The organism is Streptomyces albidochromogenes, assembly GCF_005981925.1.
Classification (GTDB): Bacteria; Actinomycetota; Actinomycetes; order Streptomycetales; family Streptomycetaceae; genus Streptomyces; species Streptomyces albidochromogenes.
In genome coordinates, this window is the sequence record NZ_VBVX01000059.1 from 13,927 (window position 1) to 27,476 (window position 13,550).

At 72.6% G+C, this 13,550-nt stretch carries 13 protein-coding genes, 1 pseudogene and 1 riboswitch; of the genes and pseudogenes, 6 read left to right on the forward strand and 8 right to left on the reverse strand.

From position 1 onward, the window contains the following. Nucleotides 1–260: 260 nt before the first annotated feature. Nucleotides 261–426, forward strand: a riboswitch (cyclic di-AMP (ydaO/yuaA leader). After that, complete coding sequence (locus E2E34_RS10970; RefSeq protein ID WP_208765205.1) at nucleotides 425–1,648, forward strand: C40 family peptidase; 1,224 nt, start codon at nucleotides 425–427, stop codon at nucleotides 1,646–1,648. (Overlaps the previous riboswitch by 2 nt.) Nucleotides 1,649–1,766: 118 nt before the next feature. On the opposite strand, the gene E2E34_RS10975 is transcribed toward E2E34_RS10970, so the two are convergent. Beyond that, on the reverse strand, nucleotides 1,767–2,120 hold the full coding sequence (locus E2E34_RS10975; RefSeq protein ID WP_138901702.1) for a hypothetical protein: 354 nt from the start codon (nucleotides 2,118–2,120) through the stop codon (nucleotides 1,767–1,769). A 351-nt stretch (nucleotides 2,121–2,471) separates the two neighbouring features. Between E2E34_RS10975 and E2E34_RS10980 the strand changes: the two genes are divergently transcribed. The 3 genes from E2E34_RS10980 (at nucleotide 2,472) to ybiA (ending at nucleotide 4,641) form a co-directional block, all read left to right on the forward strand. Then, nucleotides 2,472–3,536 carry a C40 family peptidase gene (locus tag E2E34_RS10980; protein WP_244315620.1) on the forward strand — a complete coding sequence of 355 codons (1,065 nt, stop codon included), beginning with the start codon at nucleotides 2,472–2,474 and terminating at the stop codon, nucleotides 3,534–3,536. 164 nt (nucleotides 3,537–3,700) lie between these two features. Next, nucleotides 3,701–3,850, forward strand: a complete 150-nt coding sequence (locus tag E2E34_RS35385) for a hypothetical protein (protein WP_167368021.1) — start codon at nucleotides 3,701–3,703, stop codon at nucleotides 3,848–3,850. Nucleotides 3,851–4,056: 206 nt separating this feature from the next. Next, entirely contained in the window at nucleotides 4,057–4,641 is a 585-nt protein-coding gene (gene ybiA / locus E2E34_RS10985; protein WP_138901704.1) for a riboflavin biosynthesis intermediates N-glycosidase, read from the forward strand. Between the two features lie 13 nt (nucleotides 4,642–4,654). Here ybiA and E2E34_RS10990 read toward each other — a convergent pair whose 3' ends face one another. Both E2E34_RS10990 and E2E34_RS10995 read right to left on the reverse strand, forming a co-directional pair. After that, nucleotides 4,655–5,347 (reverse strand): LuxR C-terminal-related transcriptional regulator, encoded by a 693-nt coding sequence (locus E2E34_RS10990; protein ID WP_138901705.1) that lies wholly within the window; start codon nucleotides 5,345–5,347, stop codon nucleotides 4,655–4,657. Further along, nucleotides 5,344–6,636 carry an ATP-binding protein gene (locus tag E2E34_RS10995; protein ID WP_138901706.1) on the reverse strand — a complete coding sequence of 431 codons (1,293 nt, stop codon included), beginning with the start codon at nucleotides 6,634–6,636 and terminating at the stop codon, nucleotides 5,344–5,346. The genes E2E34_RS10990 and E2E34_RS10995 overlap by 4 nt, the downstream gene beginning before the upstream one ends. Nucleotides 6,637–6,800: 164 nt before the next feature. On the opposite strand from E2E34_RS10995, the gene E2E34_RS11000 reads away from it, so the two are divergent. Together E2E34_RS11000 and E2E34_RS11005 are read left to right on the forward strand one after the other, a co-directional pair. Next, entirely contained in the window at nucleotides 6,801–8,150 is a 1,350-nt protein-coding gene (locus E2E34_RS11000) for a PspC domain-containing protein (protein ID WP_138901707.1), read from the forward strand. Further along, a complete protein-coding gene (locus tag E2E34_RS11005) occupies nucleotides 8,137–8,451 on the forward strand; it encodes a hypothetical protein (RefSeq protein WP_244315622.1) in 315 nt (104 codons plus the stop codon). Before E2E34_RS11000 ends, E2E34_RS11005 begins: the two co-directional genes overlap by 14 nt. On the opposite strand, the gene E2E34_RS11010 is transcribed toward E2E34_RS11005, so the two are convergent. From E2E34_RS11010 to guaA, 5 genes and pseudogenes are all read right to left on the reverse strand, one after another. Then, entirely contained in the window at nucleotides 8,358–8,873 is a 516-nt protein-coding gene (locus E2E34_RS11010) for a DoxX family protein (RefSeq protein WP_138901711.1), read from the reverse strand. The genes E2E34_RS11005 and E2E34_RS11010 overlap by 94 nt on opposite strands. 160 nt (nucleotides 8,874–9,033) lie before the next feature. Continuing rightward, complete coding sequence (locus tag E2E34_RS11015) at nucleotides 9,034–10,299, reverse strand: hypothetical protein (RefSeq protein ID WP_138901708.1); 1,266 nt, start codon at nucleotides 10,297–10,299, stop codon at nucleotides 9,034–9,036. A 127-nt stretch (nucleotides 10,300–10,426) separates the two neighbouring features. Next, nucleotides 10,427–11,230 carry a class II aldolase/adducin family protein gene (locus tag E2E34_RS11020; RefSeq protein ID WP_138901709.1) on the reverse strand — a complete coding sequence of 268 codons (804 nt, stop codon included), beginning with the start codon at nucleotides 11,228–11,230 and terminating at the stop codon, nucleotides 10,427–10,429. 63 nt (nucleotides 11,231–11,293) lie between these two features. Then, nucleotides 11,294–11,440, reverse strand: a pseudogene (locus E2E34_RS36365) (Uma2 family endonuclease); the annotation flags it as partial. Between the two features lie 217 nt (nucleotides 11,441–11,657). Beyond that, the gene (gene guaA, locus E2E34_RS11030) at nucleotides 11,658–13,241 is read right to left on the reverse strand and encodes a glutamine-hydrolyzing GMP synthase (protein ID WP_138901710.1); all 1,584 of its coding nucleotides are present in this window, start codon (nucleotides 13,239–13,241) and stop codon (nucleotides 11,658–11,660) included. Between the last annotated feature and the right edge of the window lie 309 nt (nucleotides 13,242–13,550).

Consider the following 13,550-nt stretch of genomic DNA (forward strand, 5'->3'; position numbering starts at 1 on the left):
ACGGACCGGCCGGACCCGGCGCTCCGCACGTCCGCGCGCCCGTCCGCGCGCCGTGTGACCTTGCGCACGCCCCCTGTACGCCCCGGGAGGCGCGCCCCGGGGCCGCCGCCACGGCCGGAGCGGCGCGCAACGGAACCGGCTCGGCCAGGTCACGGAAATGTATCGGGCATATCGAACATCGGGCTTCCCAGTGGTCGTGCCTGTTGGCTAGCGTGCCGACTCGGGCTGCTCGTACCCCAGCCGGCGAACAGCGCCGGAGCGGGCGGTCCACGCCGAATCCGGCCTGCCGCAGAGCAGTTCGGAACCGGGGACCCACGCGCACCACCTGGGGTGAATCGGTCCGCAGTCCCGCGGACCGTAGGGCACCTTCCGTTTCTCCCGCCCGAACCCGACAGCTAACCCGGTAGGCGGTCCACGGAAGGAGATGCCGGCCTTGGCGTCGCATCGCAAGCCGCGTACCCGGGTACGCACCACCGCACCCGCCCTGGGTGTCACCACGGCGGCTATCGCCTCAGTCGGTCTGCTCGCCCAGTCGGCGGGAGCGGCGCCCGCCGGACCGACGGCTTCCAAGCCGTCGGTCGAAGAGGTGCAGAAGAAGGTCGACGACCTCTACCGGCAGGCCGGCACGGCCACGCAGAAGTACAACCTCGCCAAGGAGGCCACCGACCGGCAGCGCAAGTCCGTGGACGGGCTGCTCGACTCGGTGGCGCAGAGCACGGAGCGGCTGAACGAGGCACGGCGCAAGCTGGGCACGTACGCGGCCGCGCAGTACCGGTCGGGATCGGTCACGCCGACCGCCGCGCTGCTCCTCGCGGACAGCCCGCAGGCGTACTTCGACCAGAACCGGCTGATGGACCGGATGACGGAACGCCAGCGGACGGACGTCACCGACTTCCAGGAGCAGCAGGAGGCGGTGTCCGAGGAGCGCGCCGAGGCGACGCGGAGCCTGGAGAGCCTGACTGATTCGCAGGCTTCCCTCAAGTCCTCGAAGCAGGACGTTCAGCGCAAGCTCGCGGAGGCGCGCGACCTGTTGTCGCGGCTGACCGCGCAGGAGAAGGCGCGGCTCGCGAAGCTGGAGAAGGAGCGCGAGGCCGAGGCGCGGCGCAAGGCCGAGGCGAAGGCCAGGGCGGAGGCTCGGGCCACGGAGAAGGCGGAGGCGGAGCGCGAGCGGCGGGAGGAGGCCCAGCGGGACGAGAGCGGCACGGGCGCCGGTACGGGAACTGCCCCCGGCACCGGCACGAGCCCCGGCACTGCCCCAGGCACCGGTTCCGGCACCGGCTCCCCCTCCGACGCGTACGCCGCCAAGGCCGAGAAGGTGCTGGCCTTCGCCCGCGCCCAGATCGGCAAGCCGTACGTGTGGGGCGCGGCGGGCCCCAGTTCGTACGACTGCTCCGGTCTGACCCAGGGCGCCTGGAAGGCCGCCGGCGTCACTCTGCCCCGTACCACCTGGGACCAGGTGAACGTCGGCACCCGGGTGGCGACCGAGGACCTCAAGCCGGGCGACCTGGTCTTCTTCTACGACGACATCAGCCACGTCGGCGTCTACATCGGCGGCGGCAAGATGATCCACGCGCCCAAGCCCGGCGCGTACGTCCGCGAGGAGTCGATCTACTACATGCCGATCTACGGCAGCGTCCGCCCCGCGTAGCACCGGGCGGCCCCGCGTCCGACGGGCGCGGGGCCGGGTGCGGGCGCCTCTGCTCGTCGTCCCGTCCGCCGGGTGCCCGGCCGGGTGGGGCGACGAGGCGGCCGTGCGGCGGCCGGACTCAGGTCCAGAGGACCGCGATGAAGATGTTCGCGACGGTCAGGCCGCCGACGGCGCCGAAGAGCGCCTTGTCGGCCTTCTCCTCGTCGCGCTTCACGTAGACCAGGCCGAGGATCACCACCAGGACCGCGAGCTTGACGCCGATCTTGAGGTTGTTCACCGTCTGGTCGTCGGCCTGGTTGAGGCCCACCAGCGCCACGCCCGTCACGAGCATGGTCAGCGCGCCGTGCAGCATCGCGGGGGTGAACCGGGCGGTGCCGGCGCTCATCGCCTTCATCTGGGTCAGGAAGCCGCCGAGGAGCGCGGCGATGCCGATGATGTGCAGGCCGACGAAGACATTGATGAGTACGTCCATGCAGCGGAGCCTAGACCCGGCCTTAGCAGGCCCGGCGACCGGGCTGCCGGGCCATCGCCGTATTGGTCACGGAAGCGCGGAATGCTCGCTTCCGGCGGGAGCGGGGCTCTCAACCGCGTTCATACGACGCCCTGTTTCGACCACTGTCGGTCAATGCTCCGCAGCCCCGTGACCGCCAGGTTTAGCGTCCTTCCCCAGGTGACCGACTCCCCACCGCCGTTTCTCCCCGGAACGGCAGTCGGCCGCCCCGCCGAGAGTCCGGCGGCGGTCCGTTCCCCTGTGCGGGGCGCCGCCGGATGCGAGCGGCTCGACGTACAGCGACGTACAGGACGGAAGGACGTGGACGCCCTCGTGGCCACGCACCGAAAGCCCAAGCAGCGCACGCTCAACGGCAGCACCGCCCGCACCGCCTTCACCTTCGTGCTGGCCGGGGCGGCGAGTGCCACCGCGTTCGACGGCGTCGGGCACGCGGAGCCCGCCCTCACCCCCGCTCAGGTGAAGGCGAAGGTCGACCAGCTCTACCACGACGCCGAGGTCGCCACGGAGAAGTACAACGGCGCGAAGGAGAAGGCGGGCGCCGCCGTCGAGTCGCTGGACGCGTTGCGCGACGAGGCCGCCCGCGGGACGGAACGCCTCAACGCCGCCCGCAACGCACTCGGTTCGCTCGCCACCTCGCAGTACCGCACCGGCGCGGTCGACCCGGCCGTACAGGTCGCGCTGACGTCCGACCCGGACCAGTTCCTGCGCCGCGCCTCGATCGCCGACCGGGCGGGCGACCGGCATGCCGCGGCCGTGAACGGGATACGGCAGCAGCTCGGGCGGATCGCGCGCCTGCGCGAGGAGGCGGACGAGCGCCTGGCCGAACTCAAGTCCCACCAGCGGGACCTGCGCGAGCACAAGGCGAGGATCCAGGACAGGATCGGCGCGGCCGAGAGCCTGCTGTCCCGCCTCACGGCCGAGCAGCGCGCGCGGTACGCCGAGGAGGACGGCCACGGCGCGTCGCCCGCCGCCGCCCGCGCGGACCGGGCCGCGCCGCGCGCGGTCCCGGCGGCCGAGGCGGCGCCCGGCTCCCGCGCCGGCCAGGCGGTCTCGTTCGCGTACGGGGCGATCGGCAAGCCGTACGTCTGGGGTGCCACGGGGCCGAACGCCTTCGACTGCTCGGGCCTGACCCAGGCGGCCTGGAAGGCGGCGGGCGTCTCGCTGCCCCGTACGACGTACACGCAGATCAACGCGGGGCGGCGCGTCTCGCGCGCGGAACTGGCCCCCGGGGACCTCGTCTTCTTCTACTCCGGTATCAGCCACGTGGGCCTCTACGTCGGCGGCGGGCAGATGATCCACGCGCCGCGTCCCGGCGCGCCGGTCCGGCTGGCCCCGCTGGACCAGATGCCGTTCGCGGGGGCGACAAGACCGGCGTGACCGCGTCCGTCCGGCCTACCCGGGCGGGGCCCGGGGTCTGGAACCGCCCCGGCGGGGTAAACGGCGTAGGGAGAGCGTGCGGTACGCCGTACCGCGCACCCCGTGCCACAGGCCGCACGCCATGTGGCGTGTCACCTGTCACCACTGTGAACGGAGGGCCGACCATGCCGGGCATCATCAACCGGATCAAGCAGTACGCGAGCAGCCCGCAGGGGCGCCGGACGATCGCACAGGCGCGCCGGGCGGCGTCCGACCCGCGGAAGCGCAGCCAGGCGAAGCAGCTGCTGGGGCGCCTGCGGGGCCGCAGGCACTGAAGCCGCCGGGCCGAGGGCACGCAAGCGGGGCGGGACACCGGACGGGTGTCCCGCCCCGTTCGCGTTCCCGGTGTGGCGCACGCGACTCTCCGAAGGCGCTGCCCGGCCGGTGATTCGGGGCCGGAGGGCAACGGGCGGCGGCAAGCCGTCGCCGTGCGCGGGCAATTGCCTTGAGACGGCCGGCCGCCGTGTGCGACGGTGCGCCCATGCCGAACGACCCTCGCCGTACCCCCGTGCCCAAGTCCGTCCAGGAAGCCGTCACCGCGGAACACACCGCCGACACGCGCCTGCGCTACCTCTACTTCTGGGGTCACCGGCCCACTCCGGGCGCCGCCGCGGGCCCGGGCTGTCTCAGCCAGTGGTGGCCCGTGGAGTTCACCGAGGACGGCCACACCTACCGCTCCGCCGAGCACTACATGATGGCCCACAAGGCCTGGCTGTTCGACGACCCGGAGTCCGCCGCGAAGATCCTCGCCGTCGAACATCCCGCCGAGGCCAAGTCGCTGGGCCGCCGGATCACCGGTTTCGACGAACGGACCTGGCGCGAGCACCGCTACGGAATCGTCGTGCGGGGCAGCATCGCCAAGTTCGGTCAGCACGACGCCCTCCTGCGGTACCTCCTCGCCACCGGCGACCGCGTCCTCGTCGAAGCCAGCCCGCTCGACCGGATCTGGGGCATCGGCCTGGCGGCCGACGACGCCCGCGCCGCCTCGCCCACCACGTGGCACGGCCTCAACCTGCTCGGGTTCGCCCTGATGGACGCCCGGGAGGCGCTGGCCGAGGCGGCGTGAACCGCCGCGCGGATCACACCAGCCGGCGCGCCGTGGCCCATCGCGTCAGCTCGTGCCGGTTCGAGAGCTGCAGCTTGCGGAGCACCGCCGAGACGTGCGACTCGACCGTCTTCACCGAGATGAAGAGCTGCTTGGCGATCTCTTTGTACGCGTAGCCCCGGGCGATCAGCCGCAGCACCTCGCGCTCCCGCTGCGTGAGCCGGTCGAGGTCCTCGTCGACCGGTGGCGCGTCCGTCGACGCGAACGCGTCCAGGACGAAGCCGGCCAGCCGGGGCGAGAACACCGCGTCGCCGTCCTGCACCCGGAAGATCGAGTCGACCAGGTCGGTGCCTGTGATCGTCTTCGTGACGTATCCCCGGGCGCCGCCGCGGATCACGCCGATCACGTCCTCCGCCGCGTCCGACACGGACAGTGCCAGGAACCGCACCGGGTTCTCCACCGCCCCCATCATCGGCGCGCACCGGCGCAGGACCTCGACGCCGCCGCCGCCCGGCAGGTGCACGTCGAGCAGGACGACCTCGGGGCGCGTCGCCGTGATGACGGTGACCGCCTGGTCGACGTCGGCGGCCTCACCGACCACCTCGACCCCGGTCGAGTCGGTCCGGCCGATCTCGGCCTGCACTCCGGTACGGAACATCCGGTGGTCGTCCACCAGCACCACCCGTACCCGCCGCTCCCGGGTTCCCTCGGTCTCGGTCTCGGTCATGCGTCCGCCGCCCTCTCCATCTCAAGCTCGACCTCCGTGCCCCCGTCGGGCGCGGAACGCAGCCTCGCCGTACCGCCGTTGCGCTGCATACGGCCGATGATCGATTCTCGTACGCCCATACGGTCGCCGGGCACCGCGTCCAGATCGAACCCCGGTCCCCGGTCCCGTACGGAAACGAAGACCGTACGGCCCTCGACCTCCGCGTACACCTGCACCGCCCCGCCCTCGCCACCGTACTTGGCGGCGTTCACCATCGCCTCGCGCGCGGCCTGCATCTGTGCGACGAGTTTGTCGTCGAGCGGGCAGTCGCCGACGACCACGACCTCCAGCGGTACGCCGTGCTTGTCCTCGACCTCCGCCGCCGCCCGCTTGACCGCCTCGGCGAGGGTGTCGGGCTCCTCCGACTCGTCCTTGCCGTTGCCCTCCGGCTTGTAGAGCCAGTTGCGCAGTTCCCGCTCCTGGGCGCGGGCGAGGCGGCGCACCTCTCCGGGGTCCTCCGCGTTGCGCTGGATCAGCGTCAGCGTGTGCAGCACCGAGTCGTGCACATGGGCGGCGACCTCGGCACGCTCCTGGGCGCGGATGCGCATCAGCCGCTCCTCGGACAGGTCCTGGGTCATACGGACCAGCCAGGGGCCAGCGAGCAGCGCGATGCCGGTGACGACCGCGAGGGCCGCGGTGAGGACGTTGCCGAGCTGGGCCGCGGAGCCCCGGACCACCAGGAACGCGGTGAGCCCCACGCCGACCAGCGCCACGCCCGCCATGCCGCGTGCGAGTTGCAGCATGCGGCGGCGGCTGCCGGTCTCCGTCCAGTGGGCGCGGCGCGCGTTGTCGGCCTGCCGCCATACGAGGACGACGCCGAGGCCGATCAGCAGGGCAGGCCAGACGTACCGCCCGGCCTGCCCGCCGACCTCGACGTTCATGACGAAGGTGACGGCGCCGACGAGCAGCGCGCAGAGCGCGAAGACCTGGCCCTTGTCGGGCTTGCGGAGCTTGCGGCGCCCGTCGGGCGTGGTCTCGAACGCCGAGCGCGGCGCGTCCACGCCGCCCACGCCGAGCGGCACCACGAACCAGAAGACGGCGTACAGGAGCGCGCCCAGGCCGTCCGACAGGAAGAGCGCGAGGAAGACGATCCGTACCCAGACGACCGGCACGCCGAGGTGCCCGGCGAGCCCGCGCGCGACGCCGCCGAGCATGCGGCCTTCGGCGCTGCGGTAGAGCTTGCGCGGCTGCGGCTCCTCCGGTTCGGGGGCGCGGGGGTTCGCGGCTCGGCGGGGCGTGGCGACTGGCATGCTCCGATCGTCACACGTACGGGTGGGGCCGGGCATCAGGGTCGGTCCCCTACATGCCCCTGACCGGCCCGCGCGGGTGCCCCTGCCGGGTCGGGGTCGAAATCAGGGATCGTCCAGGGTCGGTACGGGTGCCCCGCCGCCGTACCGCACCTCACCATGGACGTATGACACAGCCGTACGACGCCGCCGCTCCCCCGGGGCCCCCGGACGACCCGTCGGAGCAGCCCGCGACCCCGCCGCCGCTGCGCCGCAGCAAGCGGCAGAAGCTGGTCGGCGGCGTCTGCGGCGGGCTCGGCCGGCACTACGACCTCGACCCGGTGATCTTCCGGGTCGGTCTCGGCGTACTGGCCGTCACCGGCGGTCTCGGCCTGATCTTCTACGGCTTCGCCTGGCTCTTCGTCCCGCTGGACGACGAGGACGAGAACGAGGCCCGCCGGCTGCTGACCGGCCGCGTCGACGGCGCCACCCTCATCGCCGTGCTGTTCGCCCTCATCGGCTGCGGCCTCTTCCTCTCCATGCTGCGGAACGGCACCGTTCTCGGCTTCGCCGTGCTGCTCTCGCTCGCCCTCACCGGCGCCGCCTACTGGTCGCAGCGCCGCCGCCTCACCGACCCCGGAACCGGCCCGGTCGACCCGGTGGCCGCGCAGGCCGCCGCCGTCGCGCCGCCCGAGACGCAGGCGCCGCCCGTGCCGGGCGCGCCCTCCTGGTGGCGGGACCCCATCGTCAAGGACGGCACGACGGGCCCGGTCGGCACCGGCTACCTGTGGGGGCCCCTGAGCGCGGTGATGGAAGAGGCACCGGAGCCCTCCGGGAGCGCGGCACCGGCCCCCCGCCCGCCGCAGCGGCCCGATCCGGCGTCGCGCGGGACGCGCGGCATCGGCGGACGGGTGTTCCTGCTGGCGGTGCTCGCGGGCGGGCTGGGCACCGGCCTGTCGTGGGACGCGCGGCCGCTCGGCACGAGCCTGCAGATCGGCCTGTCCTGCGCGCTGGCCGTCTTCGGGCTCGGCATCGCGGTCAGCGCGTTCCGCGGCCGTACGGGCGTCGGCACCATCCTGCTCACCGTGATCACGGCGCTGCTGCTCACCGGCGCCTCCGCGCTGCCCAAGCAGATCTCCACGGACTGGATGCGTACGCACTGGCAGCCCGCCTCGGCCTCCGACGTGCGGCCCCGGTACGCGCTGGGCTCCGGGGTGGGCACCCTGGACCTCGGCGGCGTGCGCATCCCGGCGGACGGGTCGGTGGCGACCCGGGCGGAGGTCGGGGCCGGGCACCTCAAGGTCGTCGTACCGAAGGACGCGACGGTGGAGCTGCGCATGAACGTGGGGCTCGGCGACATCCGGCTGCCCGGCGAGCGGCGGCAGGACTTCGACCTGCGGACGGATCACTTCCGCGACGAGACGCTGAAGCCGCCGAAGCCGTCCGGGGCGGCGCGGAGCGACAAGCCCGCCGGAACGCTCCGGCTGGACCTCGAAGTCGGCGTCGGACAGGTGGAGGTGGCCCGTGCCACGAAGTGACTGCCCGGACGGCCGGGCCCGCGGGACACGCCCCCCGCGCTTCCGGCACGAGTTCCGGCCCGGCAAGCTGATCAGCGGCCTCGCGGTGCTGGCCACGGCGGCGGCGTACACCGCGGACGCCACGGGCGCCTGGCACATCCCTGCCTACCTGGCGCTCCCGGTGATCTTCGTCGGGCTGCTGCTGGCGGGAGCGGCGAGCTGGGCCGCCTACAGTCTGCGCCGGCGGCGCGCCGCGAGGGTGGCGTCGACGGAGAAGTACGCGGCTCCGGCCAGCACCAGCGGCAGCCAGGCCATCAGATAGGCGAGGTCGTTCCCGTAGTAGTACGGATCGGACGCCCAGCTCACCGTCAGCCACAGGCTGAGCGAGATCAGCGCCCCGCCGAGTGCGGCGAGGCGGGCGAGCAGTCCGATCAGCGTGCCGATGCCGACGGCGAGTTCACCGCAGGCGATGGCGTAGCCGAAGCCCTCGGGGTTCTTGAGCGCGAGATCGACGAGGGCGGGAACGGCCGACGTGTCGCGCACGCCGCGCATCATCTCCCCGATCGACCCGGTGCCGCTCGCCGCCAGGAACTGGCTGTCCGTCAGCTTGTCGAGGGCGGCGTAGACGAAGGTGACACCGAGGAAGATCCGCAGGGGCAGGAGCGCGTAGTGGCGGGCCGTGCCACGCCAGCCGCCGCCGTACGGCGCGTCGCCAAGGCCGGCGCCCGCTCCCCTGCCCGCCATGATGCCGTTGCCGCCGGCCCGATGCCCGTGACTCATGGTCTGGTCCCGCCTCTCCGAAGCGTCAGCGCCGTACGGCGCGGGCACGATGGTGCCCGCGCCCCTCGAAGAGGGATACGTATGCAGCGGTGGTCCGGCTCAAACAGCAGGTCACGACTGGGTTTCAGTCGGTGACGTCGATCGTCACCCGGTCGGTCTCGACACCCGCCGCCGTCACCACCCGTACGTCGACGCGCCCCGGCTCGACCTCCACCGGCACCGGCACGGTCAGCACCGTGTCCGTCGGGTTGGCGAAGCCGCCGGGGACCGGGATCAGCGGCACGTGAACGTGCACCGTCCCGATCCGTACGACCATCCGGGCCAGCCGGTCGGGCGTCCCCGCGCCCGGCGGCACGAACCCGGCCCCGCGGATCTCGATGTCGTCACCGGTGCGGATCGGCGCGTCCAGGTCGCCCGCCTCCCTGGCCCGTACGACCGAGAGCACCACCGGGCGGCCGCCCTCGGCGAACTTGGCCGCGAAGTACGTCGCCGCCGAGACCACGACCAGCAGCGCCAGCCCCCACGGCAGGTCGGGCAGCTGCTCGGGCCGCCGGGCCAGCCGGACCGCGGCGAAGACCACCGCCACCGCGCTCACCAGGACGTACTGCACATCGGCGAAGCTGCTGCGGCCCGCGTCGTCGGTGAGCAGGTCGGCCGCGCGGGGGCGATCCGCGCGGACCTTCTGCAGGCGCTGGGAGAGGACGCGCACGGTCACCACGTGGCGGACGACCACGGCGACGGCGCAGGTCAGCGCGAGGACGGTCAGCATGCCGAGGCCGCGGGCGAGTTCGAGGCCGGCGATCAGAGCGTCGCGATCGGCGTGGTCGGAGGCGGCGGCGAGCTGGATCGCGATCACCAGCACCGCGAAGACGACGAGCAGCACCCAGCCCGCCGCGACGGCGCGCGAGGTCGACAGCCGGTTGTCCTCGCCGATGAGGGGCGCGAGGAGCCCACCGCGCGCCCGGTGGGCACGGGCCGCGCCGGTCAGCAGGGCGGCGGTGACGAGTGCGGCGAGCAGACCCGCCGTTCGGGCCGTGGTCCAGCCGGCGCCGATGGCCGTGAACGCCTCGGCGAGCACCAGCACGAGCACCGCGCCCCACACGACGCACAGCGTGGCCCGCCACACCATGGCGAGCCACGCCTCGCCCGCCGCACGGCTGCGCTCGGCGACCGCGCGGGCGGACTGGGTCAGCTCGTCCGACACCCACTGGCGCGAGGCCCCGGCCGAGTGCGCGACGGCGGCGGGCAGCCCCTGACCGGCGGCCAGCCCGTCGCGCTTGGCGAGGAAGGCCGCCACCGCGCGCCGGTGGCCCTCGCGGGCCCCGTGCGGGCAGTCGCCGCACGTACAACCGCCACTGTGCGCGCTCTGTCGTGCCTCTTGCACAGCCACGGAAGTTGCCGCCCTCTCGCACTCATCGATGTCATCGCAGTCACGGAAGGGAACTTCCCTCCGGTGTAGGGGAATTCTGCCGTACGAAGGGAGGTCCCCGCGTCACCCGCAGGGGGCTGTGCGCGGGCTACTCGAACAGGTCCGGTTCGGTGCGGCGGATCCGGTCCCACAACGGCTGGTGGTTGATCCACGCGACGAGGTCGCTGCCGAGCTGGTCGCGCGTGGCGACGGCGTCCTCGTGGTCGATCAGTACGGGTCGCCCCGCCGCCCGCGCGGCGAGCTGCACCTGGCAGCAGCGCTCCATCGCGATGAACCACCAAGCCGCCGCGTCCACCGAGTCCCCGACGGTCAGCAGCCCGTGATTGCGCAGGATGACGGCCTTGTGCGGGCCGAGCGCGCCCGCGATCCACCGCCCCTCCTGCTCGTCGACGGAGACTCCGGTGTACGCGTCGTACAGGGCGTGGTCCTCGTAGAAGGCGCAGGACTCCTGGGTGATCGGATCGAGCAGCTGGCCCAGCGCGGACAGCGCGCGGCCGTGGACGGAGTGGGTGTGGGCGACGGCCACGACGTCCGGCCTGGCCCGGTGCACCTGGGCGTGGACGAGGAACGCCGCCTGGTTGACGTGGCGCCGGCCCTCGACGACCTGCCCGTCGCCGTTGACGAGGATCAGGTCGCTCACGGTCATGTCGGCGAAGGCGACCCCGAAGGGGTTCACCCAGTAGCAGTCGGCGTACTGCGGGTCGCGGGCCGTGATGTGCCCCGAGACGCCTTCCTCGTACCCGTACCGCCCGAAGAGCCTGAGCGCCGCCGCCAGCCGTTCCTTGCGGTACCGGCGCTCCTCGGCGGCGGTCGCGTGGGCGGGCGGCATCGCGAAGTGCAGCTGCTCGACGGGTACGGGTGCCGGGACGGGCGCGTGTATCTCGGACGTCATGGGGCGGAAGCTACCGCGCGGTACGGCAGGTGAACAGGGGGCTGCCGAGCATCGCGCAGGCGGCTACAGCTCGTCGATCGCGGCGAGGTCGATGTCGACGGAGAATGAAACCGACAGCTTGAGCCGGTCGTGGTGGATGCCGACCGGGCCGTACGCCTTGGTGGCGGGGTCGAGTTCGTAGACGTACACGACCGGACGGCCGTCGTCGCCGGGAGGCCGGGCAGCGTCAGCAGGTCGTCCACGGTGTAGCCGTCCTGCGGCGGCACCGGCCACGAGATCTCGGTGAGCAGCGGCTCAGCGGTCATGGTTCCTCCCATGGACGGGATTCCCGGGCCTGCGGCCAGCGTACCGAGCGGGTACGACGATGCCGCCGCCCGAACGGATGGGCGACGGCATCGGCGTTGACCATGAACCTAATGGGCGGGGGTCACTCCCACTCGATCGTGCCCGGCGGCTTGCTCGTCACGTCGAGCACCACGCGGTTCACGTCCGCCACCTCGTTGGTGATGCGGGTCGAGATCTTCGCCAGTACGTCGTACGGCATCCGCGTCCAGTCCGCCGTCATCGCGTCCTCGGACGAGACGGGGCGCAGCACGATCGGGTGGCCGTACGTCCGGCCGTCGCCCTGGACGCCCACGGACCGTACGTCCGCGAGCAGCACGACGGGGCACTGCCAGATGTCGCGGTCGAGGCCGGCCGCCGTCAGCTCCTCGCGGGCGATCGCGTCGGCGTCGCGCAGCAGGTCGAGGCGCTCCTTGGTGACCTCGCCGACGATGCGGATGCCGAGGCCGGGGCCGGGGAACGGCTGGCGCTGGACGATCTCCTCGGGGAGGCCGAGCTCCTGGCCGACCATCCGGACCTCGTCCTTGAACAGCTGGCGCAGCGGCTCGACGAGCTCGAACTCGATGTCGTCGGGCAGGCCGCCCACGTTGTGGTGGGACTTGATGTTGGCGGTGCCGGTGCCGCCGCCGGACTCGACCACGTCCGGGTAGAGCGTGCCCTGCACGAGGAACGCGACGTCCTCGCCCTCCGCGCCGGCCTCGGCGACGATCTCCGCCTGGGCCTGCTCGAAGACGCGGATGAACTCGCGGCCGATGATCTTCCGCTTCTCCTCGGGGTCGGAGACCCCGGCCAGCGCGTTCAGGAAGCGCTCCTGGGCGTCGACGACCTTCAGCTGGACGCCGGTGGCCGCGACGAAGTCCTTCTCGACCTGCTCGGTCTCGCCCTTGCGCATCAGACCGTGGTCGACGTACACGCAGGTCAGCTGGTCGCCGATGGCCTTCTGGACGAGCGCCGCCGCGACGGCGGAGTCCACGCCGCCGGACAGGCCGCAGATCGCGCGCTTGGTGCCGACCTGCGCGCGGATCGAGGCGATCTGCTCCTCGACGACGTTGTGCGTGGTCCAGTCGGGCTCGATGCCGGCGCCCCGGTAGAGGAAGTGCTCCAGGACCTGCTGGCCGTGCGTGGAGTGCATCACCTCGGGGTGGTACTGCACGCCGTACAGCTTCTTCTCGTCGTTCTCGAAGGCGGCGACCGGCACGACGTCCGTGGACGCGGTGACGGTGAAGCCCTCGGGCGCGGCGGAGCAGGCGTCGCCGTGCGACATCCAGACCGACTGCTCGGTGGGGGTGCCCTCGAAGAGCGTGGAGCCGGCCTTGGCGACGGAGAGCGGGGTACGTCCGTACTCGCGCGCACCGTTGTCGTCGACGGCGCCGCCGAGGGTGGTGGCCATCAGCTGGAAGCCGTAGCACATGCCGAAGACCGGTACACCGGCCTCGAAGATCTCACGGTCGAGGGTCGGGGCGCCCTCGGCGTAGACGGAGGACGGGCCGCCGGAGAGGATGATCGCCTTGGGGTTCCTGGCCAGCATCTCCGCCACCGGCATGGTGCTGGGGACGATCTCGCTGTAGACCCGGGCCTCACGGACACGGCGGGCGATGAGCTGGGCGTACTGCGCGCCGAAGTCGACAACGAGGACGGCGTCGGGGGCGGCGGGGGGCACTGCTGGCACGGGGCGGCCTTCCGGCGGTGAAGGGTGTCGGGACTGTCAATTCTAACGGGGACGCGACATTCCCTTCGTCTCACCATACGAACCCCGGCGGCGGCCGCCGGACGGCGGCGGGCATACTGGCCTCATGCACGAGCAGCTGAGCTTCCTCTTTACCTATGGCACCCGGTCCGACCGGTGCCATGGTCGAGCTGCTTGAGCTACTGACAAGCGACTTCACAGGCGCCCCGGGCCGACAAGGCCCGGGGCGCTCTGTCGTTTCCGGGCCTCGCCGCCCCGGGGGAGCCGTACCCCTGTCTCTTATACACCTCT

What these genes read in the sequence shown, in the direction of transcription:
- E2E34_RS10970 (WP_208765205.1), top strand. Translation starts at nt 425, where the DNA reads ATGCCGGCCTTGGCGTCGCATCGCAAGCCGCGTACCCGGGTACGCACC.
- E2E34_RS10975 (WP_138901702.1), bottom strand. Translation starts at nt 2,120, where the DNA reads ATGGACGTACTCATCAATGTCTTCGTCGGCCTGCACATCATCGGCATC.
- E2E34_RS35385 (WP_167368021.1), top strand. Translation starts at nt 3,701, where the DNA reads ATGCCGGGCATCATCAACCGGATCAAGCAGTACGCGAGCAGCCCGCAG.
- ybiA (WP_138901704.1), top strand. Translation starts at nt 4,057, where the DNA reads ATGCCGAACGACCCTCGCCGTACCCCCGTGCCCAAGTCCGTCCAGGAA.
- E2E34_RS10990 (WP_138901705.1), bottom strand. Translation starts at nt 5,347, where the DNA reads ATGACCGAGACCGAGACCGAGGGAACCCGGGAGCGGCGGGTACGGGTG.
- E2E34_RS10995 (WP_138901706.1), bottom strand. Translation starts at nt 6,636, where the DNA reads ATGCCAGTCGCCACGCCCCGCCGAGCCGCGAACCCCCGCGCCCCCGAA.
- E2E34_RS11000 (WP_138901707.1), top strand. Translation starts at nt 6,801, where the DNA reads ATGACACAGCCGTACGACGCCGCCGCTCCCCCGGGGCCCCCGGACGAC.
- E2E34_RS11010 (WP_138901711.1), bottom strand. Translation starts at nt 8,873, where the DNA reads ATGGCGGGCAGGGGAGCGGGCGCCGGCCTTGGCGACGCGCCGTACGGC.
- E2E34_RS11020 (WP_138901709.1), bottom strand. Translation starts at nt 11,230, where the DNA reads ATGACGTCCGAGATACACGCGCCCGTCCCGGCACCCGTACCCGTCGAG.